The 20,780-nt window shown below is 47.2% G+C and carries 21 protein-coding genes; 1 reads left to right on the plus strand and 20 read right to left on the minus strand.

Annotated elements, in window-relative coordinates:
- Positions 1 to 93: 93 nt before the first annotated feature.
- The 16 genes from ffh to AC3WTF_RS01380 all read right to left on the minus strand — a co-directional run bounded on the left by ffh (position 94) and on the right by AC3WTF_RS01380 (position 17,822).
- On the minus strand, positions 94 to 1,434 hold the full coding sequence (ffh, locus tag AC3WTF_RS01305) for a signal recognition particle protein (RefSeq protein WP_007409763.1): 1,341 nt from the start codon (positions 1,432 to 1,434) through the stop codon (positions 94 to 96).
- A 13-nt stretch (positions 1,435 to 1,447) separates the two neighbouring features.
- A complete protein-coding gene (locus AC3WTF_RS01310) occupies positions 1,448 to 1,780 on the minus strand; it encodes a putative DNA-binding protein (protein ID WP_003154299.1) in 333 nt (110 codons plus the stop codon).
- Positions 1,781 to 1,901: 121 nt separating this feature from the next.
- Complete coding sequence (locus tag AC3WTF_RS01315; RefSeq protein WP_047935707.1) at positions 1,902 to 2,672, minus strand: phosphotransferase family protein; 771 nt, start codon at positions 2,670 to 2,672, stop codon at positions 1,902 to 1,904.
- An 83-nt stretch (positions 2,673 to 2,755) separates the two neighbouring features.
- Positions 2,756 to 3,745, minus strand: coding sequence for a signal recognition particle-docking protein FtsY (ftsY, locus tag AC3WTF_RS01320; RefSeq protein ID WP_003154301.1), 990 nt, complete (start codon positions 3,743 to 3,745; stop codon positions 2,756 to 2,758).
- Positions 3,746 to 3,764: 19 nt separating this feature from the next.
- Entirely contained in the window at positions 3,765 to 7,325 is a 3,561-nt protein-coding gene (gene smc, locus AC3WTF_RS01325) for a chromosome segregation protein SMC (protein ID WP_039063090.1), read from the minus strand.
- Positions 7,326 to 7,426: 101 nt separating this feature from the next.
- Positions 7,427 to 8,176, minus strand: a complete 750-nt coding sequence (gene rncS / locus AC3WTF_RS01330; RefSeq protein ID WP_007409760.1) for a ribonuclease III — start codon at positions 8,174 to 8,176, stop codon at positions 7,427 to 7,429.
- A gap of 138 nt (positions 8,177 to 8,314) precedes the next feature.
- Positions 8,315 to 8,548 carry an acyl carrier protein gene (gene acpP, locus AC3WTF_RS01335; protein ID WP_003154310.1) on the minus strand — a complete coding sequence of 78 codons (234 nt, stop codon included), beginning with the start codon at positions 8,546 to 8,548 and terminating at the stop codon, positions 8,315 to 8,317.
- An 84-nt stretch (positions 8,549 to 8,632) separates the two neighbouring features.
- Positions 8,633 to 9,373 carry a 3-oxoacyl-[acyl-carrier-protein] reductase gene (gene fabG / locus AC3WTF_RS01340; protein WP_003154312.1) on the minus strand — a complete coding sequence of 247 codons (741 nt, stop codon included), beginning with the start codon at positions 9,371 to 9,373 and terminating at the stop codon, positions 8,633 to 8,635.
- The gene (gene fabD / locus AC3WTF_RS01345; protein ID WP_007409759.1) at positions 9,366 to 10,319 is read right to left on the minus strand and encodes an ACP S-malonyltransferase; all 954 of its coding nucleotides are present in this window, start codon (positions 10,317 to 10,319) and stop codon (positions 9,366 to 9,368) included. Before fabD ends, fabG begins: the two co-directional genes overlap by 8 nt.
- 18 nt (positions 10,320 to 10,337) lie before the next feature.
- Entirely contained in the window at positions 10,338 to 11,336 is a 999-nt protein-coding gene (gene plsX, locus AC3WTF_RS01350; RefSeq protein ID WP_007409758.1) for a phosphate acyltransferase PlsX, read from the minus strand.
- Between the two features lie 13 nt (positions 11,337 to 11,349).
- Entirely contained in the window at positions 11,350 to 11,916 is a 567-nt protein-coding gene (fapR, locus tag AC3WTF_RS01355; protein ID WP_003154320.1) for a transcription factor FapR, read from the minus strand.
- 106 nt (positions 11,917 to 12,022) lie between these two features.
- Entirely contained in the window at positions 12,023 to 14,071 is a 2,049-nt protein-coding gene (gene recG / locus AC3WTF_RS01360) for an ATP-dependent DNA helicase RecG (protein WP_032866064.1), read from the minus strand.
- Positions 14,049 to 14,951, minus strand: coding sequence for an L-serine ammonia-lyase, iron-sulfur-dependent, subunit alpha (sdaAA, locus tag AC3WTF_RS01365; RefSeq protein ID WP_007409756.1), 903 nt, complete (start codon positions 14,949 to 14,951; stop codon positions 14,049 to 14,051). Before sdaAA ends, recG begins: the two co-directional genes overlap by 23 nt.
- Positions 14,952 to 14,971: 20 nt before the next feature.
- Positions 14,972 to 15,634, minus strand: coding sequence for an L-serine ammonia-lyase, iron-sulfur-dependent subunit beta (sdaAB, locus tag AC3WTF_RS01370; RefSeq protein WP_003154325.1), 663 nt, complete (start codon positions 15,632 to 15,634; stop codon positions 14,972 to 14,974).
- 142 nt (positions 15,635 to 15,776) lie between these two features.
- On the minus strand, positions 15,777 to 17,444 hold the full coding sequence (locus AC3WTF_RS01375) for a DAK2 domain-containing protein (protein ID WP_025284718.1): 1,668 nt from the start codon (positions 17,442 to 17,444) through the stop codon (positions 15,777 to 15,779).
- Between the two features lie 15 nt (positions 17,445 to 17,459).
- Positions 17,460 to 17,822 (minus strand): Asp23/Gls24 family envelope stress response protein, encoded by a 363-nt coding sequence (locus tag AC3WTF_RS01380; RefSeq protein ID WP_003154327.1) that lies wholly within the window; start codon positions 17,820 to 17,822, stop codon positions 17,460 to 17,462.
- A 258-nt stretch (positions 17,823 to 18,080) separates the two neighbouring features.
- Here AC3WTF_RS01380 and rpmB point away from each other — a divergent pair, with 258 nt between their 5' ends.
- Positions 18,081 to 18,269 carry a 50S ribosomal protein L28 gene (gene rpmB, locus AC3WTF_RS01385; RefSeq protein WP_003154328.1) on the plus strand — a complete coding sequence of 63 codons (189 nt, stop codon included), beginning with the start codon at positions 18,081 to 18,083 and terminating at the stop codon, positions 18,267 to 18,269.
- A 77-nt stretch (positions 18,270 to 18,346) separates the two neighbouring features.
- Here rpmB and spoVM read toward each other — a convergent pair whose 3' ends face one another.
- From spoVM to rsgA, 4 genes are all read right to left on the minus strand, one after another.
- Positions 18,347 to 18,427 carry a stage V sporulation protein SpoVM gene (spoVM, locus tag AC3WTF_RS01390; protein ID WP_003154329.1) on the minus strand — a complete coding sequence of 27 codons (81 nt, stop codon included), beginning with the start codon at positions 18,425 to 18,427 and terminating at the stop codon, positions 18,347 to 18,349.
- 86 nt (positions 18,428 to 18,513) lie between these two features.
- Positions 18,514 to 19,158 carry a thiamine diphosphokinase gene (locus AC3WTF_RS01395; protein WP_020955810.1) on the minus strand — a complete coding sequence of 215 codons (645 nt, stop codon included), beginning with the start codon at positions 19,156 to 19,158 and terminating at the stop codon, positions 18,514 to 18,516.
- A gap of 68 nt (positions 19,159 to 19,226) precedes the next feature.
- Positions 19,227 to 19,877 carry a ribulose-phosphate 3-epimerase gene (rpe, locus tag AC3WTF_RS01400; protein ID WP_012117536.1) on the minus strand — a complete coding sequence of 217 codons (651 nt, stop codon included), beginning with the start codon at positions 19,875 to 19,877 and terminating at the stop codon, positions 19,227 to 19,229.
- A 1-nt stretch (position 19,878) separates the two neighbouring features.
- The gene (rsgA, locus tag AC3WTF_RS01405; protein ID WP_007409752.1) at positions 19,879 to 20,769 is read right to left on the minus strand and encodes a ribosome small subunit-dependent GTPase A; all 891 of its coding nucleotides are present in this window, start codon (positions 20,767 to 20,769) and stop codon (positions 19,879 to 19,881) included.
- Positions 20,770 to 20,780 lie beyond the last annotated feature (11 nt).

Here is a 20,780-nt window from a genome sequence, read left to right on the forward strand (position 1 = left end):
TCCGAAAATATTTCAACAAGATAGTATATTAACAATGATAAAAGTGTTTGTAAAGTGTTTTTTCTTAACAACGGTTTTATCATGTATAACCGATTACATAAAAGGTAATTTAAAGCCTTTTTTCTTCCCTTTTGTCATGTTGGTCATCTGCTTCATCATTTTTTTCATTTCCTCAAACTGCTTTAAAAGACGGTTGACTTCCTGAACGGATGTTCCGCTTCCTTTGGCAATCCGCTTCCGCCGGCTGGCGTTAATGATATCCGGCTGTTCTTTTTCAAGAACAGTCATTGATTTAATGATCGCTTCCACATGATTCAGCTGTTTTTCATCGACTTGGATGTTTTTTAAGCCTTTCATTTTGCCTGCGCCGGGCATCATTTGCAGCAGTTCGTCAAGAGGCCCCATGTTTCGGACCTGGCCGAGCTGCTCCAGAAAATCATCCAATGTGAAGCTCATCGTTCTCATTTTCTGCTCAAGCTCTTTGGCTTTGTCTTCATCAACGGTCGCCTGAGCTTTTTCAATCAAGGTCAGCACGTCACCCATTCCGAGAATCCGGGATGCCATCCGTTCAGGATGGAACGCTTCAAGAGCATCGAGCTTTTCTCCCATTCCGGCGAATTTAATCGGCGTTTCGGTGACCGCGCGGATAGAAAGCGCCGCACCTCCGCGGGTATCCCCGTCAAGCTTTGTTAAAATGACGCCCGTTAAACCGAGCTGGTCATTAAAGCTTTTGGCGACGTTTACCGCATCCTGACCGGTCATTGAGTCGACGACAAGGAAAATTTCCTCAGGATTTGCGACTTCCTTTACGCCGGAGAGCTCATCCATCAGTTCATGATCGATGTGCAGCCGTCCGGCGGTATCTAAAATCACATAATCATGATGCTCTTCCTTCGCTTTTTCAATCGCCTGTCTGGCAATTTCCACCGGGCTGACCTGATCGCCAAGCGAAAAGACCGGCATATCAAGCTGTTTCCCCAGGGTTTCCAGCTGTTTAATCGCGGCGGGGCGGTAAATATCCGCAGCCACGAGCAGCGGTTTGCGGTTATGTTTTTTGCGCAGCAGGTTGGCAAGCTTCCCCGTGGTTGTCGTTTTACCGGCACCTTGGAGCCCGACCATCATAATAACGGTCGGGGGGCGTTTGGCGACGGCAATTTTGCTTTCTTCGCCGCCCATCAGCTCGGTAAGCTCTTCTTTTACGACTTTAATAACCTGCTGACCGGGTGTCAGACTCTGCATAACGTCCTGTCCGACAGCCCGTTCACTTACTTTTTTCACAAAATCCTTTACGACTTTAAAGTTAACGTCAGCCTCAAGAAGCGCAAGACGAACTTCACGCATCATCTCTTTTACGTCTTGTTCGCTGACTTTTCCTTTTCCGCGGATTTTTGAAATCGTCTTTTGCAGTCGGTCGGCTAATCCTTCAAATGCCATTGTTTGCCGCCTCCTAATCTAATTTCTCAAGCGCTTCAATCAGAGCCGTCATTTTTTCCTCTTCCTGCAACCCGGAAGCGAGCTCTTTCAGCTTTGTAAACATTTCTTTACGCTCCTGAAACTTTTTAAAAAGGAGCAGTTTTTCTTCATATTGTTCAAGCATCGCTTCAGTCCGTTTGATGTTATCGTAAACGGCTTGCCTTGAAACGTCATACTCTTCGGCTATTTCACCAAGGGAGAAATCGTCCAGATAATAAAGCGACATATAGCTCTTTTGTTTTGACGTCAGCAACGACTGATAGAAGTCAAATAAATAGTTCATTCTCGTCGTTTTTTCGAGCGACATTTGAGCTCTCCCCTTTGTTAAGTCAAATCCCTTTACAAAAACTTAGTTTACATGGTTTCAGAGCGTGTGTCAAGTTTTTATCTTGTCAAAGCAGGATGCTCTTTTTACATAATAAGTTTTTTCAAAAAAATTCATATAGACCGTCGTTAAAATACTCGAATTCTTGTTTTGATACACGATAGCGGCAATAGCCTTCGTAAAAAGCATTGAGGCATGCTTCATTTGTGACAAAATGACTGATCGCTAATGATTCATCATATCGCGGATCTCCCGCCGATATTCCCGCAGCATCGATAAACAGATAGACCTCTCCGTCTTTCACCAGCACATTATCAGTCGTGCAGTCACCGTGAATCATTGTCTGCTGAACAGGAACAGGCCTGCACCTGTCCAATTCCTTCAAAAGCTCTGCACTTCCTTCAGCCTGTCCTTTTTTGACATATTCCCCGGCTCGTTTGATTTGCAGATCGAGCCAGTCTGATTCCGGCTGTAAACCAGGGACCATTTCGGTTTCATGCAGACGTTGCAGAAACTGGCCGAAACTTTTGATCAGCTTTTTCTTTTCAGTATCTCCTTTTGCTTTTCTTAAAGCAGAAGTCAGGGTGATTCCATCCTCAAATGACATTACGATATGGCTGGCATGCTGTTCCTGTATCATCCCATAATAAATAGGAACAGGCAGACGACGAGTTTCCGTCAGTTTTTGTAAAACGAAGGCTTCTCTCATTAACCATTCCCGATACTTCTGTTGAAAAGAACTTTTCAGCAGAAATGCGTCTTGGCCGGCCACTATTTTCCGAACGGTTGAAGTGCCTCCCTGTTCATCCAACAGCGACATATGGTTTATCGCTCCGACCTTACTTTCCAATTCAGCTTTCAGCCATTTGTCCAACAATTGCCCCCTCCATTCCGATCTATCAATGCGTATAAAAAAACGAGTATAAAACCGTACATTTTATACTCGTTTTTTATTCATTAATCCTCGGCTTTTTCAACTAAATCAGAAAAGAGACCGTATACGTAAGATTCTGCATCAAACCGCTGGAGATCGTCAACCTTTTCTCCGAGGCCGACCAGTTTCACGGGGATGTGAAGCTCATTGCGGATCGCCAGGACGATACCGCCTTTAGCGGTGCCGTCAAGCTTCGTTAACGCGATACCCGTCACATTCGTCGCTTTGGAGAATTCTTTCGCCTGCGCCATCGCATTTTGGCCTGTCGTCGCGTCCAGCGCAAGGAGAACCTCATGCGGAGCCTCAGGCACTTCGCGTTCGATGACGCGTTTGACTTTTTCAAGCTCTTTCATTAAGTTTACTTTATTCTGAAGGCGGCCGGCCGTATCACAAATCAGCACATCCGCTCCTCTTGCTTTAGCCGCGTGTACGGCATCATAAATAACCGCAGCAGGGTCGCTTCCGGCAGCCTGTTTAATGACAGGCACGCCTGTACGCTCCCCCCACACTTCAAGCTGTTCAATCGCCCCGGCTCTGAAGGTGTCTCCGGCAGCGAGCACAACGGATTTGCCTTCATTCTTCAGCTTATGGGCAAGTTTTCCGATCGTTGTCGTTTTTCCGACGCCGTTTACCCCGACAAGCAGAATAACGTTCAGGCGCCCGTCCTGAATATTTAATTCAGAAATCTGTTCGTCGCCGCTGTTATAAATGTCGACAAGCTTTTCAGAAATGACGGACTGCACTTCCTGAGGATCCTGGATGTTTTTCAGCTTCACTTCTTTTTTGAGCTCATCAATCAGCTCCATGACGGTTGTAAAACCTACGTCAGCGCCAATCAGCACTTCCTCAAGCTCTTCGAAGAAATCCTCGTCGACTTTCCGGTAGCGGGAGACGAGTTCGTTCACTTTATTTGAGAAGGAATTTCTTGTTTTTTCAAGACCATCTTTAAATTTTTCAGAGACGGAGTCTGTCTGTTTCGTGATTTTCTCTTTTAATTTTTTAAAAAAGCTCATCTTTCAACCTCTTTCCTCGTTACTGAACGAATTCTTTTGTTTCTTCCAGTTTGACCGAAACCATTCGGGAAACGCCGGATTCCTGCATCGTAACACCGTAGAGGACATCCGCTTCTTCCATGGTGCCTTTTCTGTGGGTGATGACGATAAACTGGCTGTCGCCGCTGTATTTTTTTAAATATTGCGCAAACCTGAATACATTGGCTTCATCAAGCGCAGCTTCCACTTCATCAAGGACGCAGAACGGCACGGGCCTTACTTTCAGAATGGAGAATAAAAGGGCAATGGCAGTCAGCGCCCGTTCTCCCCCTGACAAAAGATTTAAGTTTTGCAGTTTTTTACCCGGAGGCTGCGCGATAATGTCCACCCCGGAATTAAGAAGATCATTCGGATCAGTCAGCTTCAGTTCAGCCCGTCCTCCTCCGAATAAAGAACGGAACACGTCGTTGAATTGAGAACGGATCTGGATAAACGTTTCATGGAATCGCTTCGTCATTTCAGAATCCATTTCTTCAATGACTTGAAACAGTGTATTTTTCGCTTCCGTCAGGTCATTTTTCTGCTCTGTTAAAAACTGATATCGTTCGTTTACTCTTTCAAATTCATCGATGCTGCCGAGATTGACCGTTCCGAGCTCTTCAATTGAAAGCTTGATCAGTTTGACCCGTTTTCTCGCCTCTTCAGGCTCGAGTTCGAGCTGATATTGTTCTTTTGCCCCTTCAAAGGATAAGCTGTACTCCTCGCGTAAATACTGCAAGAGATTATCAAGCTCAACTTCCATCCGGCCGAGTTTTACCTCTTCATCTTTCAGAATGTCTGTTTTTTGCTTGTAGAGACGCTTCATCTCTTTCAGCTCAAGCTCGTTCGTATCAAGAGCCCGCTGGAGCTTCACACGCTGGTCGCGCCGGCTGGCGATCAATTCGATCGTTCTCGTTTTATCGTGAAGCTTGTGATGGGCTGCTTCTTCAAGCTGCTCCTCACCGCTTGTGCTGGACGTCATCTCTGAGGTCAGGAGGCTTAAATCTTCCCGTGTTTCTTTCAGAGCGAGCTGCGTTTCTTCAAGCTCTTTTTTCAGCCGTTTGAGGTTGTCTTCTTCACTCGAACAAGCCTGTTCTTTTTTCGCAGCAGCCACTTTACATTCCGTCAGTTCATGAGAGAGCGTTTCTTTTGTTGAGGATAGGGTCTGCTTTTGTTTTGTCAGCCTTTCCATCTCTTCCTCAAGCTCTTTCAGCTGGCCGGATGCCTCACTCAGCTGTTCTTCCAGAGCTGATTTGCGCGTCTCTTTTTCCCGGCTGCTTTCGGTCAGTGATGCTTTCTCCTGATCGTAAAGCTCCAGATGGGTATTGATGTTCTTTTCAGCAACTTCGAGTTCATACAGCCTGCCTTTTACATCCTGCTGCTTTGTTCTGAAAGCTTCACCGTCTTCACGGAGACCGCTCAGCGTATGTTCAAGCTCTTGAATGGCCTGCTTCAGCGTTTTGACCTCTTTTTCGAGCAGAGCTGTTTTTTCTTCCATTTCGGCAAGCCGCGCAGTCACCGTCTCAAGCTCACGGCTTCTGCCGAGCAGAGAATTGTTTTTCTTTTTGACCGCGCCGCCTGTCATTGATCCGCCTGGATTGACGACATCGCCCTCAAGCGTCACGATGCGGTAGCGGTGCCCGAGAAGCTTGGCCAGTTCATTCGCGCCTTTTAAATCTTCAGTGATCAGCACGGTGCCGAGAAGGTTTTGAATGACATTCCGATACGCGGCATCATATGTGACAAGCCCGCTCGCTGTGCCGAGGAAAGACGGATGCTTCTGAGCCGTCTGTTCATCACGGGTTTGGAGCTGGCGCGGTTTCATAACCGTAAGCGGCAGGAACGTAGCGCGGCCGAATGAATTCTGTTTTAAATATTGAATCGCTTTCCGCGCCGCCTGCTCGTCGTCTGTGACAACGTGCTGCGCCGCTGCGCCGAGTGCAATCTCGATCGCCGTTTCATACTTTTGTTCGGTGGCAATCAGTTCGAGAACGGCGCCGCGGATGCCGCCGAGCTTCTCTTTCTGCTTCAGCACTTCTTTTACGCCTTGGTAAAATCCTGAAAAATCGCCTTGCATCGTTTCAAGCATATCTTTTTTGGATCTGGCCTGCTGGACGAATTGATATGCCTGATACAGCGCTGATTCTTTCTTTTCATACTGGCGTTTTTTCTGTTCATATGCTGTCTGGACTTCGCGAAAGCGGACGACCTGATTGTGAATATCCTCTTCAACGGCAGCCAATTCTTCTTCGCACGCCGCTTTGCGGACTGCAATATCGTTACGTTCTTCAAGATATTTTTCATTGTTTGCTGTCAGTCTCGCCTGCTGGACCGCGGATTGGGACATCTGGTCATCTAAAAGCTGCAGCTCGTTGCGAATCGACGCCTGGCTGTTTAACAATTCAAAGTAATCGCTTTTTAATTGTTCGATTTTCTCATCTACATTTTCATTATGCAGACTGAGAGCCTGCTGCTTTTCTTTCACTTGGGCGTTTAACCGCTTCACTTCCGCACGCAGCTTATCATAGACGGCAGACTGTTTTTCAATGTCCGCTTTCAGTTCGGCTTCTTTGTTCGTGTAATGTGTAACGGATTCCTCAAGCTGTTCCCGGTTTTGCGCGGCGTTTTTTTTGCGCTCTTTCAGCACTTCTTTCCGGCCTTCCAGCTTTTCCAGCTCTTCACTTGTCACGAGCAGAACCTGCTGCAGTTCGTTGACGGATTCATCAAGCGCGTGGATTTTATCTCTCGTCTCTTCTATCATCGCTTCTTTTGCGGATAGAGCCGATGATTCCGCCAATTCTTCTTCTTTAGCAGCCTGCACCTTGTCTTTTAAACCCGACCATCTGCCATGCAGTTGTTCGATGTCAAAGGCGGTAAGGGCAATTTCGACATGCTCAAGCTCTTTCTTTTTTTCTAAGTAGTCTTTGGCGATTGATGCCTGGATTTTCAGCGGTTCGACCTGATCTTCAAGCTCATGGAGAATATCTTCCACCCTGTTTAAGTTATCCTGCGTCTCAAACAGTTTGTTTTCCGCTTTTTTCTTTCTTGTTTTATATTTCAGCACGCCGGCCGCTTCTTCAAAAATACTACGGCGGTCTTCCGCTTTGCTGCTGAGAATCTCTTCGACTTTCCCCTGACTGATAATAGAGAATGCTTCTTTTCCGAGCCCGGAGTCCATAAATAAGTCAATGATGTCTTTCAAACGGCACTGCTGATTGTTGATGAGAAATTCACTCTCTCCGGAACGGTACACCCGTCTCGTCACGCTGACTTCGTGATAATCGATCGGGAGAAAATGATCTTCATTATCAAGCGTTAACGTGACTTCGGCAAGGTTCAGCCGCTTGCGTGAATCACTTCCCGCAAAAATGATATCTTCCATTTTTCCGCCCCGAAGCGAGCGGGCTGATTGTTCGCCGAGCACCCAGCGGATAGCTTCGGTAATGTTGCTCTTTCCGCTGCCGTTCGGACCGACAACGGCCGTGACGCCTTTTACAAAGTCAACGGATATCCGTTCTGCAAATGATTTAAATCCTATAACGTCTAAACGTTTGAGGAACATCCCAGATCCTCCTTATCGTATAAGTATCTCAATATTATCATAATCACCCGCTTATATCAGGCGCAGACATACTGAAATCCCCCTAGGGATACAGGGGGATTTTATTGTTTCGTATGATGTTTTTGCAATTTTGCAAGAGCTTCCTGTGCCGCATGCTGCTCGGCTTCTTTTTTGGAACGTCCGTTCCCGATACCGAGCGCCTCACCTTTAAGAGAGACTAGCGCCTCGAATTCCCGGTTGTGGGCAGGCCCTTTTTCATTGAGAATTTTGTACTCAAGCGATCCTTTTCCGTCCCGCTGTACAAATTCTTGAAGCTGGCTTTTGAAATCCATCACATGAGAAAAAGCACCATCGTTTATTTTAGGGAACACGTACACTTTCAGGAATTGCTGAACCGGGTCAAGGCCCTGATCCAGATACAGTGCGCCGATAAACGCTTCAAACACATCCGCTAAAAGCGCAGGACGCTTTCTGCCGCCCGTCATTTCTTCTCCTTTTCCCAAGAGAACAAGATCGCCGAATGACAATTCATGGGCAAGTGAGACGAGTGACGGCTCGCATACGATAGCGGCTCTCAGCTTCGTCAAATCTCCTTCACTCATGGCCGGGTATTTGGCAAATAAGAATTGGGAGATCGTCAGTTCCAAAACAGCGTCACCTAAAAATTCAAGCCTTTCATTGTCTTCATACGGCTTTTTCCGATGCTCATTCACATAAGATGAATGTGTAAATGCTTGATACAAAAGTTTCTCGTTTTGAAAATGAACCGAAATCCGTTCTTGGAACTCTTTAAATTGCTCTATTTTTTTATAGAACTTTTTTTTATCTTTAAAATGTGAGTGTTTTGACATAGTAACCTCCATAGGCACATCAGGTTCACCGCGCTCCCCGCCGTAAACGGAATCGGCAGCGCGTACAGCGTCAGACGCCGGTAACCGAACGATTAAAGGGCTAAAGCCCCGCTGTCAGGCGGGACTTTTAGCATCAGCTTATTGCTGGTTTTGTATGTAGTTCACAGCGTCGCCGACTGTTGCAATCTTTTCAGCATCTTCGTCAGAAATCTCCATATCAAACTCGTCTTCAAGTTCCATAACAAGCTCAACTACATCTAGGGAATCAGCACCTAAGTCTTCCTTGAAAGAAGCTTCAAGTTTGACGTCAGCTTCATCAACGCCAAGGCGGTCTACGATGATTTTCGTTACACGCTCTAATGTATCTGCCATAGCAATTCACCTCCCCTCAAGTATTATAGAGGATTCGTTTTTAAAAAACTAGAGAAACTAGGATGAAATTTTAAAAACAAATCTTTACATCACCATTCCGCCGTCAATATGAAGGGTTTGGCCCGTCATATAACGCGATCCTTCAGAAGCAAGGAACGTAACAACGCTGCTGATATCGGAAGGATCACCGAAACGCGCGAGCGGAATCTGCTTCAGCATTTCATCTTGGACTTCTTTAGAAAGCTTGTCCGTCATATCCGTGGAAATAAAGCCCGGAGCAATTGCATTGACCGTAATATTGCGGCTCGCAAGCTCTTTGGCTGATGACTTCGTTAAGCCGATTACACCGGCTTTTGCCGCCACATAGTTTGCCTGGCCGGGGTTTCCGCTGACGCCGACGATTGATGATACGTTGATAATCCGGCCGGAGCGCTGTTTCATCATCTGTCTTGTAACGGCTTTCGTGCAGTTGAATACACCTTTTAGGTTAATGTTAATGACATCATCCCATTCATTTTCTTTCATTCTCATCAGAAGATTGTCTTTTGTGATCCCCGCATTGTTCACGAGAATGTCGATTGAAGAAAATGCAGCGACAGCCTCTTTCATCATGTTTTGTACTTCTTCGGAATTTGATACATCAGCTTTTACCGCGATCGCGTTTCGGCCCAAAGATTTGATTTCATCTACGACTTCGTTCGCTTTCGCTTCATTCCCGGAGTAGTTGACTACTACGTTACAGCCGTTTTTCGCAAGATCAAGCGCGATCGCCCGCCCGATTCCGCGGGACGCTCCCGTTACCACTGCTGTTTTTTCATTAAGCATCCTGATTCTCCTCCTTCAGCGTTTGAATCGCCAGTTCGATGGTTTCATGGTCAGAAACCGCGATTGTTTTAAGGCGGCGGTTCACTTTTTTCACAAGGCCTGAAAGCACTTTTCCCGGCCCGATTTCAACAAACGTCGTGACGCCTTCGTCAATCAGTTTGTTAATGGTTTCTTCAAAGCGAACAGGTGAGTACAGCTGTTCGATCAGTTTTTTCTTGATATCGTCTTTTTCTGTCATAACGTCAGCCGAAACGTTTGAAATCACGGGAACAGCCGCATTTTTTAACTCACAGGCGCTGAGCACCTCCTCGAGTTTTTGCGCTGCCGGCTTCATTAATTCAGAATGGAACGGTCCGCTTACTTCTAATGGGATTGCCCGTTTTGCTCCGTTGTTTTTCGCTTCTTCTGAAGCCAGCTCCACGCCTTTTGCCGTTCCGGAAATGACGATCTGGCCGGGGCAGTTCAAGTTTGCAAGCTGTACGAGATGACCGTTTTCCGTCACTTGATCCGTCACCTTTTTCAATGACTCCGCATCCATGCCGAGAATAGCGGCCATGGCGCCTTCTCCGGCCGGCACGGCTTCATTCATGAATTCTCCCCGTTTTCTTACCGTGTAAACGGCATCTTTAAATGTCATCGCTCCCGCCGCAACAAGCGCCGAATATTCTCCGAGGCTGTGTCCGGCGGTGAAATCAGGGGTGATGCCGGATTCTTTAAACTTTTCCAATACGGCGATGCTCGTTGTCAACAGCGCAGGCTGCGCATTGTATGTAAGGGTTAATTCTTCGGCGTCGCCTTCAAAAATGAGCGAGCTCAGCTTTGTTTCAAGCGTTTCATCCGCTTCATCAAAAATACGTTTTGACGCTTCTTCGCGTTCGTACAGGTCTTTTCCCATACCGATATATTGTGATCCCTGTCCGGGAAATAAAAATGCAATCTTACTCATGATGCGGTAACCTCCAGACTACTCATCTGTTTTTTCTTCTTTTACTTCTTCTTCTATAAATGCGGCCACGTTTTGGCTGACCATTTCTCTCGCCTGGCGCAGCGCATGGTAAACAGCGCGTGCGTCAGAAGAGCCGTGCGCTTTAACGACGGGCGCTTTCAAACCGAAAAGACTCGCCCCGCCGTACTCAGAATAGTCCATTTTCAGTTTCATTTCCATCAGCTTCGGCTTCAGCACTCCCGCTGCGAGCTTAGAAACAAAACTTGAAGTCAGTGTATCTTTCAGCATTTTGAAAATCGATAACGCTGAACCTTCCAATGTTTTCAAAGTGACGTTGCCCGTAAAGCCGTCTGTGACGATGACGTCAGCAGCGCCTTCGAGCAAGTCTCTCGCCTCAACGTTTCCGACAAAATTCACGTTTGTTTCTTTTAATAATTCAAACGTCTTTTTTGTCAGGTCGTTTCCTTTCTTTTCTTCCGTGCCGACATTTAACAATCCGACGCGGGGCGAGCTGATTCCGAGAACCTGCCGGGCATATACAGATCCCATAATTCCGTACTGGACGAGATGCTCCGGTTTGGCATCGACATTGGCTCCCACGTCCAAAAGAAGGAAACCGTCGCCTGAAACGGTCGGAAGCGTCGGCGCAAGCGCAGGCCGGTCGATTCCTTTAATTCTGCCGACGATAAACAGTCCCGCTGTCATGAGTGCGCCCGTATTCCCCGCTGAGATGCAGGCGTCCGCTCTGTTTTCAGCCACTTCCTGCGCCATCAGCACCATAGACGAGTTTTTCTTTCTGCGTACGGCGCGGACCGGTTCATCCGTCGGTTCAATCACTTCATCGGCGTGCAACACAGTGATGCGGTCTGATGTTGTTGGCAAGTGTGATTCTATCGTTGTCTTGTCACCGACCAGCGTAATATGAAGATCGTCAAATGCCTCAATACTCTTCATTACTCCGTCAATAACAGCTTTGGGTGCGTTGTCGCCTCCCATTGCATCTACAGCTATTCTCATGCATGCTCCACCTTTATGATTGTTTTGAACGATACATGTCAAAGCTGCCGGAGAACACGACTTCTTCTCCCACATAGCTGTTGACTTCAACTACCGTTCTGCCTTTTTCTTTTTCGACTGCCGTCACTTTGGCTTTCGCAACGACGCGCTCGCCTTCTTTCACCTGTCTTGTAAAGCGGATATTTGCGCTTGCGGTCAGCGCCAGCTCATCATCAATGACGGCTACGGCGAGTGAGTTCGCCTGCGCAAACAAATGATGCCCCCGCGCAATTTGATTGCGGCTGAAGACATGTTCGCGTCTTACTTCTAATATGGAAATGGCCTGGCCGTCAAGCTCCAGATCAATAATTTCACCGATCACTTCGTCTAAAGACAGTGATTTCACTTCATCATCAAGCGTTTGTTCTGCCACGTTTTTAATTCTTTCCCTCAGCTCCGGTATTGAGAGCTCTAAGCGGTCTAAACGGATCGTCTGAATGCTGACGCCGAATTTCCCCGCTAATTCTTCATCTGTGATGAAGGGTGTCGATTTGATCGTCTGCTGCAATAATTTTTGGCGTTCTTTCTTGCTTCTTCTCATCTGTAAACACCATCCGGACAATTAAGACTAGGTACTAATAGTAGTATATAATCTCATAGATTGGAATGCAATGATTGTTTTTTGAAAGCCGCCGAATTTTGCAGAATCAGCTTAATTTCTCCCCTTCCAGGACGCCGCTTGAAAGTAATTGACCGCGCAGCATGCGGTATTCGTCATCTTTCCAAAAAGCCTCTGAAGACACCAGATTGGCCGCATCCTGGCGGGCCGTCTCCAAAGCTCTGTAGTCATGAACCATATCCGCCACCTTGAACTCGGGCATACCGCTCTGTTTTTTTCCGAAGAAATCACCGGGGCCGCGCAGTTCAAGGTCCTTTTCAGACAGCTCGAAGCCGTCGTTTGTCTCTGACATGATTCTCATCCGTTCCTTCCCGGTTTCGGATTTCGGATCTGCCATCAAGATGCAGAAAGATTGGTGGTCTCCCCGCCCGACCCGGCCGCGGAGCTGATGGAGCTGAGATAACCCGAAACGGTCGGCGTCATAGATGACCATAATCGTCGCATTCGGCACGTTCACCCCGACTTCTACGACGGTTGTTGACACAAGTACCTGACATTGATTGGCGCTGAATTCTCTCATCACCTGATCTTTTTCATCAGAATGGAGCTTCCCGTGCATCAGGCCGACATTCCATTTACCGCGGTAAACGTCAGACAGCATGTTATATACGTCAATCGCATTCTGTACATCCAGTTTATCCGACTCTTCAATGAGCGGGCAGATAACATAGGCTTGCCTTCCCTGCTTCAGCTCTTTTTCTATAAAAGCCAAAATCCGCTCCAGCATGTCGTGTTTCACCCAATACGTTTCGATTTGTTTTCGCCCCGCGGGCATTTCATCTATCACGGAAACATCCATTTCTCCGAAGACGGTAATGGCCAGCGTTCTCGGAATCGGAGTAGCTGTCATAAACAGCACATCCGGATCCTGACCTTTATTCTTGAGTTTTTTGCGCTGTTCGACCCCGAACCGGTGCTGCTCGTCCGTAATAACAAGGCTCAGCGCTTTGAATTCCACTTCATCCTGGATTAAAGCATGGGTCCCTACTAAAATATCAATCTCTCCGAGAGCAAGCCGCTCCAAAAGCTCCCTGCGCCGCTTTCCTTTGACAGAACTCGTCAAAAGCGCGATATTTACATCTTCATTTGCAAACAACGATACGAGAGAATCTGCATGCTGTTCGGCCAGAATTTCAGTCGGCACCATTAATGCCCCCTGATACCCCGACAAAATCGCAGCGTACAAAGCGATGGCGGCGACGGCCGTTTTCCCTGATCCGACATCACCTTGCAGCAGACGGTTCATTCGGTAAGGGGATGTCATATCAGCGGTAATTTCCCGAAGCACACGCGTCTGTGCGGTCGTGAGCGAAAACGGCAGGCTGTCTGTGAAAGCGGCGAGCTTTTCAGCCGGAAACACATGGCTGATGCCTTTTGACTGTTCCCTTTCCGCTTTACGGAACGCCTGCATTTTCAGCTGAAATAATAAGAATTCCTCGTAAACAAACCGGCGTCTTGCCTGCTGTAACGATTCCCTCGTTTCAGGCTGATGCATCGTCTGCAGGGCATGTTTGTAATCAGGCAGCTTGTAGCGGATTCTCAATTTTTCAGGAAGCGGATCGGCCGCACTGTCCAAATGATGCTGCAGCGCTTCCTTAATAAACCGTCTCATCATTTTTACGGTGACGTTTTCTTTAACGGAATAAACAGGCTCAATGCTTTTATCTTCTTGATGAGGACCGTTTTTTAATTCCTGCACGGAAACGGTCTGTCTGTGTTTATCCCATTTCCCGGATATCGTGACGACAGAACCTAACGTCAGTTTCTTTTTTAAGTAGGGACGGTTAAAGCAGACCGCGGTAATTAAATAATTGCCGACAAGCACCCTGAATGTCAGCCTGTTTCGTTTTTTGCCGTAATAGGTAAGAGAAGGTTCTGAATGAACCTTCCCTTCTACCGTCACTCTTTCTTCATGTTTTACTTCTTCTAAATCCCTCAGCTCATAGTCGTCATAACGGTAAGGGAAATAATTCAGAAGATCAGAAATGTCATAGATACCAAGTTCGTGCAATGTTTTTTCTGTTTCCGGCCCAATGCCCTTAATTTCCGCTATACTAGTTTGCTGATGGTGTGCCACTTGATTTCAGCGCTCCTCCGAAAATTTTTTTCTCTAATTCTCTTCCCGTCGGTGTCGCGGCTAAACCGCCTTGTCCCGTTTCACGCAGTGCTGTCGGCATTGTCTGGCCGATTTTGTACATCGCGTCAATCACCTCATCGCAAGGAATGCGGCTTGTAATCCCGGCCAGCGCCATATCCGCCGCGATCATTGCGTTGGATGCTCCCATTGCGTTTCGTTTGACACACGGCACTTCTACCAATCCGGCGACCGGGTCACATACGAGACCGAGCATATTTTTCAGTGTAATCGCCATTGCTTCCGCTGATTGCTGAGGCGTTCCGCCCGCCATTTCCACAATCGCAGCCGCTGCCATGCCTGATGCTGACCCGACTTCCGCCTGACAGCCTCCTGCCGCTCCTGAAATACTCGCATTATTTGCTACGACAAAACCGAACGCGCCGGCTGTAAACAGAAAACGGATCATTTGTTCTGTCGTAGGATTCAGCTTATGCTTTACGGCGAATAACGTTCCCGGCACGACCCCGGCAGAGCCGGCGGTCGGTGTAGCGCAGATCGTTCCCATCGCCGCATTGACTTCATTTGTCGCCACAGCTTTAGAAACGGCGTCTAAAATCAGATTGCCCGACAGACTTCTTCCCGATTGGATGTATGCCTGAAGTTTCACGGCATCTCCGCCTGTTAAACCGGTCTGACTCGTGACGCCCTTCAGCCCTTTTTCAACAGCTGCTTCCATGACGGAGAGATTGCGCTCCATTCCTTGAAAGATTTCTTCCCGCGTTTTTTGCGTCACTTCCATCTCTTGGGTGATCATCACTTCCGAAATCGGAATTTGTTTTTCTTGAGTGATTTCTATTAATTCTTTTACATTACGAAACATGTCATTTTCCTCCTGACTTTTTAGTCAGCTATCTTAGTAACCTGTATAATATTAGGAAGTGTTGAAAGCTCGTCAAGCACTTCTTCTTCAATATTCTGATCGACCTCAATCGTCATCAGCGCAAGCTGGCCGACGTCCTTACGCGCCACTTCCATATGTCCGACGTTGATGGAGAATTTCGCAAGCACATTGGCAACGCCTGCAATCGTGCCGAATTTATCATTGTGAACGACTAAAATAGCCGGATGGTTTCCGGACAAACGCAGCTCAAAGCCGTTGAGCTCCGTGATTTCTATTTTTCCGCCGCCGATGGAAATACCGGTAAGGGCAAGCTCTCCCTCATCATCAGAAATGACGATACGCGCCGTATTCGGATGAACGGGCACGGCATCCTCTGTACGGAACTCTACATATATGCCCTTCTCTTCCGCAATTTGAATCGCTGTTTTAATCCGTTCATCAAATGTATCAAAATCAAGCAGGCCGCCGATAATCGCGACATCAGTGCCGTGACCCTTATACGTTTCCGCAAATGAACCGTAAAAAGACACAACGATCCGGCGGGGCTCCCGCCTGAATAAGCTTCTGGCCACTCTGCCGATCCGGGCGGCGCCTGCGGTATGTGAACTGGACGGACCGATCATTACCGGGCCGATAATATCAAAAACGCTTCTATACTTCATGCTGGTTTGCTCCTCCTTAACATCACTTCATTCAGCGCTTTTCTTTAGACTAATTGAACATTTCTCAATTGGCAAGCAGGCACACTGCCGCACTGCCGCAGGTAAATAAAGGCATAAGAATAGAAGGGCCTGATAAGCCCTTCTATTCTGCCGCAAATATATATGGATACAGAGGCTGTCTGCCGTTATGGATTTCAACCTCGATATCTTCACAGACGCTTGCAATATACTCAGCGAGTTTCTCAGCTTCTTCTTCCGGCGCGTCCTCTCCGTACAGGATGGTGACGATTTCATCTTCATCCCCGATCATTTCATCCAGCAGCAATTTCGCCGCACTTATCCGATCTTCGGCGCTGCCGATAATTGAACTGTTTAAAATGCCGATAAAATCACCTTTTTTAATATCCTTGCCGTCGATATGGGTGTCTCTGACTGAATATGTCACCTGTCCGCTTTTCACATTCCGGATGGCCTCAAGCATATTGGCTTCATTTACATCAGCCGGCTGGTCAGGGTTAAACGCAAGCAGGGCGGTCATGCCTTGAGGGACCGTTTTTGCCGGAATGACAATGACATTTTCTTCAGCCACGCTCGCCGCCTGATTGGCAGCCATCACAATATTGGAATTGTTCGGAAGAATGAAAACCGTCTCCGCATTGACAGACTGAACGGCTTCAACAATATCTTCCGTGCTCGGATTCATTGTCTGGCCGCCTTCGATTACGTGTGAAGCGCCGATGCTCGTAAACAATTCAGAAATGCCCTCTCCCATTGCCACAGTCACGATGCCAAAAGGCTTGCGGGCTTCTTTCATAACGCCGGCCGGCTTTTTTTCATCATGTTCTTGGCTGATGATTGAAGTATGCTGTTCCCTCATGTTTTCAATTTTAATTTTAATCAAATCGCCGTAACGCTGTGCGAGATTGAGTACGTTCCCTGGTTCTTCGGCATGAATATGAACTTTCGCCAGCGTGTCATCAGCCACGACCAGCAATGAATCGCCGAAACGGCTCAGTTCGTTTCTGAACGTCTCTTCCTTGAACGTCCGTTTATCTTGATCCAGCCTTACCATCACTTCCGTACAAAATCCGAATTCAATGTCTTCTGTACTCAGCATGCTCTGCGCGCTTTTATGATGCTCGGCATTCACCATATCATCGAGTGCCGGAAGAACCGCTTTTTTCGGTACGGCCTCTCCTTTTAAAGCAGCCAAAAAGCCTTCATATACACAAAGCAGACCTTTTCCGCCGCTGTCAACGACACCGACGTCCTTTAAAACAGGAAGCAGATCCGGCGTGCGGTTCAGCGACGCTTCCGCTTCTTCAATAACGGCCTCCATGACCGAAATAATATCGGTTTCTTCTTTGGCCGAGGCGACCGCTTTTTTAGCCGCATCCTTGGCCACGGTTAAAATCGTTCCTTCAACCGGTTTCATGACCGCCTTATATGCCATATCCACTCCCGCTTGGAGTGCTGCGGCAAATTCTTGGGCGTCTATTTGGTTTTTGTTTTCAATGCTCTTTGTGAAACCTCTGAACAATTGGGACAAGATCACCCCTGAGTTTCCTCTCGCTCCCATAAGCAGGCCTTTTGACAAGGCGATGCCGACTTTGCCGATGTCGGGTGAGTCAATGTGCTCTACCTCTCTTGCACCGGATGACATCGATAAATTCATATTTGTTCCGGTGTCGCCGTCAGGCACGGGAAACACGTTCAGCGCATCCACCGCGGATGCGTTTTGAGACAATGTCTCAGCCCCCGCCAGAATCATTGCCGCAAAAGCTCTCCCATCTAAGTTTCGTCTAGACAATACTCATCCTCCTCACTACGGGTTCGTTACTCGTACGCCTTGGACATAAATATTTACAGAATCAACTGCAAGTCCGATTGTTTGATTTACTGTGTATTTTACCTTCGTCTGAACATTGTGGGCTACTTCGGATATTTTAGTGCCGTAGCTGACAATAATGTACATGTCGATATGTATTTGTTCGGCTTCCTGACGGACATGTACGCCTTTTGCGAAGTTCTCTCTCCGGAGGATTTCAGACAAACCGTCTTTAATCTGGTTTTTTGAGGCCATCCCCACTATTCCGTAACAGTCAATGGCAGCGCCTCCGGCAACCATTGCGATGACTTCGTTGGATATATCAATCTGTCCGTATTTTGTCTTCATTTCAATGGACACACAGGTTCCTCCTTCAGATGCATAGAGTTATCATTATTCTACTATATGTATCCCATTATGAAAAGAAAAGATACAGACAGCGGCCTTCAGCGCGGAAATGTGATTGGTTTTACATGTCAAGTGATTTTTCTTGAAAGTAAGGGAAACAATAGTTGCAAACGGTTTTTAGCTGTGGTAAATTATTTAAAGTATTGTATAACGAAAGCATCTGAGACACTATGTTTGAAAAGATGTTTCGCGCAGTTAGGAGGGAAACAAATGGCACGTAAATGTTTTATTACAGGTAAAAAAACAAAAGCCGGAAACAACCGTTCTCACGCAATGAACGCTTCTAAGCGTACTTGGGGCGCCAACCTTCAAAAGGTCCGCATCCTCGTTGACGGCAAACCTAAAAAAGTATATGTATCTGCCCGGGCTTTAAAATCCGGTAAAGTTGAGCGTGTATAAGCAAAAATGAACGCCTGCCCTTTTATGCGGCAGGCGTTTTTTATGCGTTCAAAGAGGGCAATTTCAGCTTCTTGGGCTTACTCTTTTCTAAATGAGCCCAGCATCGCCCGGACAATTCCTCCTAAAAACTTCGGCAATTTAATGGTATAAAATTTCATTTTGTCCCCTCCTATAAGTCCCGTATCCGCTGCGTTCATCACTTTAGGATTCATGGTTTTTTCCGCATATGGCAGAAGCCGCTTTTCTAATCCGCGCTCCTTACCATTATTAATATGCCTTTTGCAAACGAAAAAGTACCTCGTGAATGAATGAGTTCGTTACTAATACATAGTGTGGAACCCAGAGGAATATGACAATTATCAAGGGGATATTTAAAACCGTCGAGTGTCAGGCCGTCTGCCGCTTCCGTAAACGGAATGAAAGAAATATAGCGTCTGCGCACTTTTTCTTCAATTGTATAACGGCCGGGCCCGAACATCTGAATGTCATTCTGCCGGTCGATCAGCTCGACATCGGTATTCTTATGTAAGGCTTTATACAGCAGCTGGATATTCCCTAAAAAGTGATCGGCTCTTCCGCCCGTCACACCGAATATCCGAATGTTTTCCGGTTCTTTTTGTAAAGCCCAGTCAAGGGCGAGTTCAAGATCGGTATAATCTTTTTCCGCCTGATACACATGGAGGGCCGGCGCCGCTTTTTGAATCTGCATGAGCTCCTCTTCCGTAATGCTGTCAAAATCACCGAAAGCTTCCTGCGGAATGATTCCGGCTTCCAAAAGAGCAACCGTCCCTTTATCGACTCCGACCCACGTCGTATCTCCGTCAGTGTATTCGGATAGATCGGGAATAAGCTCCCGCGGGCCGCCCGCAACGATATTGATTGTCTTCATATGTTTTCCTCTCTCTTAGACGCGAAAAGAGCCGGCGGCTTTCACCGGGCTCTTTTTCAGCATGTTTATTACGCGTTTCGGATGTCAGCAATGGCTTTTTTCCGATCCGGCTGATTATATACGGCAGACCCGGCAACAAGCAGATTGGCGCCCGCTTCAGTGCATAAAGGGGCTGTTTCTATATTAACGCCTCCGTCCACCTCGATTAAAAGCTCAGACAGGCCTTTCTCCTCAGCCAGCTGTTTGACCTGACGGATTTTCGGCAGAACCGAATGAATGAAGCGCTGTCCGCCAAAACCGGGGTTAACCGTCATTAACAGCACAAGGTCAAGCTCCTCGATCACATGTTCAATCATTTGGACGGGCGTATGCGGATTGAGCACAACTCCCGCTTTTACTCCCTGCTCTTTTATCAATTGAATGGTCCGGTGAAGATGCGGACACGCTTCAGCATGAACGGAAAGGATGTCCGCACCGGCTTTTGCGAATGCCGGGATGTAGCGGTCCGGGTTTTCAATCATAAGATGGACATCCAGCGGCAGATCAGTCACCGGACGGACGGCTTCAACGATAAGCGGCCCGATTGTAATGTTAGGGACGAAATGGCCATCCATGACATCAATATGGATATAGTCCGCCCCTCCTTTTTCCACGTCTTTAATTTCCTCGCCCAGTGAAGCAAAATCGGCGGAAAGAATTGATGGCGCAACCTTAATCATATTAATACCTCGGCTTTCTCTCTTTTATTTCCTGCATAAATTCTTTGTAATGCTCATAGCGGTACGGCTGAATCTCTCCTTCTTCCACCGCTTGCTTTACCGCGCATTTCGGCTCTTTAAGATGCAGACAGCCTCTGAATTTGCAAGAGGCGCTTATTTCTCTGATCTCAGGGAACGTGCTGCCCAGCTCTTCTTCCTCAATGCCGGTAAATTCAAGCGAACTGAACCCCGGAGTATCCGCAACCAGACCGCCTGATGTATGAATGAGCTCCACATGGCGCGTCGTATGTTTTCCGCGTCCCAAATGCGCGGAAATCTCGTTTGTTTTCAGCTCAAGCTCCGGGCTGATCGCATTTAAAAGCGAAGATTTTCCGACTCCGGACTGACCGGCAAACACCGTTGTTTTGTTCTCGAAGTGTTTCACAATGCCTGTTAAGCCGCTGTTTTCTTTTGATGACGTCACATATACGTCATAACCGATCGCCTGATAGTCTTTCACGTAAGAAAGTATCGCCTCTTTCGATTCCCCGTCTGCAGCTAAGTCCATTTTGGTTATGCAGATGATCGGGTGAATGCCATTGGCTTCCACAAGGACGAGAAAACGGTCCAATAAAGACGTGCTGAACGCCGGCTGAACGGCAGAAAAGACGAGAACGGCCTGATCGACATTTGAAATCGGCGGCCTGATCAGCTCGTTTGTTCGTTCTTTGATTTCCAGCAGGTAGCCTTCTTTATCATTTTCAGCCTGATAAACGGCATAATCGCCGACCAGGGGCGTTATTTTATTTTTTCTGAAAATGCCCCGGCCCCTGCATTGAATGATCTTGTCCTGTGATTCATCCAAGACATAATAGAATCCGCTTAACGCTTTTATAATTTTGCCCTCAGGCATAGGGTCCCTCC

This window comes from Bacillus sp. EB106-06-01-XG163, assembly GCF_058791615.1.

What these genes read in the sequence shown, in the direction of transcription:
- ffh (WP_007409763.1), bottom strand. Translation starts at nt 1,434, where the DNA reads ATGGCATTTGAAGGATTAGCCGACCGACTGCAAAAGACGATTTCAAAA.
- AC3WTF_RS01310 (WP_003154299.1), bottom strand. Translation starts at nt 1,780, where the DNA reads ATGTCGCTCGAAAAAACGACGAGAATGAACTATTTATTTGACTTCTAT.
- ftsY (WP_003154301.1), bottom strand. Translation starts at nt 3,745, where the DNA reads ATGAGCTTTTTTAAAAAATTAAAAGAGAAAATCACGAAACAGACAGAC.
- smc (WP_039063090.1), bottom strand. Translation starts at nt 7,325, where the DNA reads ATGTTCCTCAAACGTTTAGACGTTATAGGATTTAAATCATTTGCAGAA.
- rncS (WP_007409760.1), bottom strand. Translation starts at nt 8,176, where the DNA reads ATGTCAAAACACTCACATTTTAAAGATAAAAAAAAGTTCTATAAAAAA.
- acpP (WP_003154310.1), bottom strand. Translation starts at nt 8,548, where the DNA reads ATGGCAGATACATTAGAGCGTGTAACGAAAATCATCGTAGACCGCCTT.
- fabG (WP_003154312.1), bottom strand. Translation starts at nt 9,373, where the DNA reads ATGCTTAATGAAAAAACAGCAGTGGTAACGGGAGCGTCCCGCGGAATC.
- fabD (WP_007409759.1), bottom strand. Translation starts at nt 10,319, where the DNA reads ATGAGTAAGATTGCATTTTTATTTCCCGGACAGGGATCACAATATATC.
- plsX (WP_007409758.1), bottom strand. Translation starts at nt 11,336, where the DNA reads ATGAGAATAGCTGTAGATGCAATGGGAGGCGACAACGCACCCAAAGCT.
- fapR (WP_003154320.1), bottom strand. Translation starts at nt 11,916, where the DNA reads ATGAGAAGAAGCAAGAAAGAACGCCAAAAATTATTGCAGCAGACGATC.
- sdaAA (WP_007409756.1), bottom strand. Translation starts at nt 14,951, where the DNA reads ATGTTTCGTAATGTAAAAGAATTAATAGAAATCACTCAAGAAAAACAA.
- sdaAB (WP_003154325.1), bottom strand. Translation starts at nt 15,634, where the DNA reads ATGAAGTATAGAAGCGTTTTTGATATTATCGGCCCGGTAATGATCGGT.
- rpmB (WP_003154328.1), top strand. Translation starts at nt 18,081, where the DNA reads ATGGCACGTAAATGTTTTATTACAGGTAAAAAAACAAAAGCCGGAAAC.
- spoVM (WP_003154329.1), bottom strand. Translation starts at nt 18,427, where the DNA reads ATGAAATTTTATACCATTAAATTGCCGAAGTTTTTAGGAGGAATTGTC.
- AC3WTF_RS01395 (WP_020955810.1), bottom strand. Translation starts at nt 19,158, where the DNA reads ATGAAGACAATCAATATCGTTGCGGGCGGCCCGCGGGAGCTTATTCCC.
- rpe (WP_012117536.1), bottom strand. Translation starts at nt 19,877, where the DNA reads ATGATTAAGGTTGCGCCATCAATTCTTTCCGCCGATTTTGCTTCACTG.
- rsgA (WP_007409752.1), bottom strand. Translation starts at nt 20,769, where the DNA reads ATGCCTGAGGGCAAAATTATAAAAGCGTTAAGCGGATTCTATTATGTC.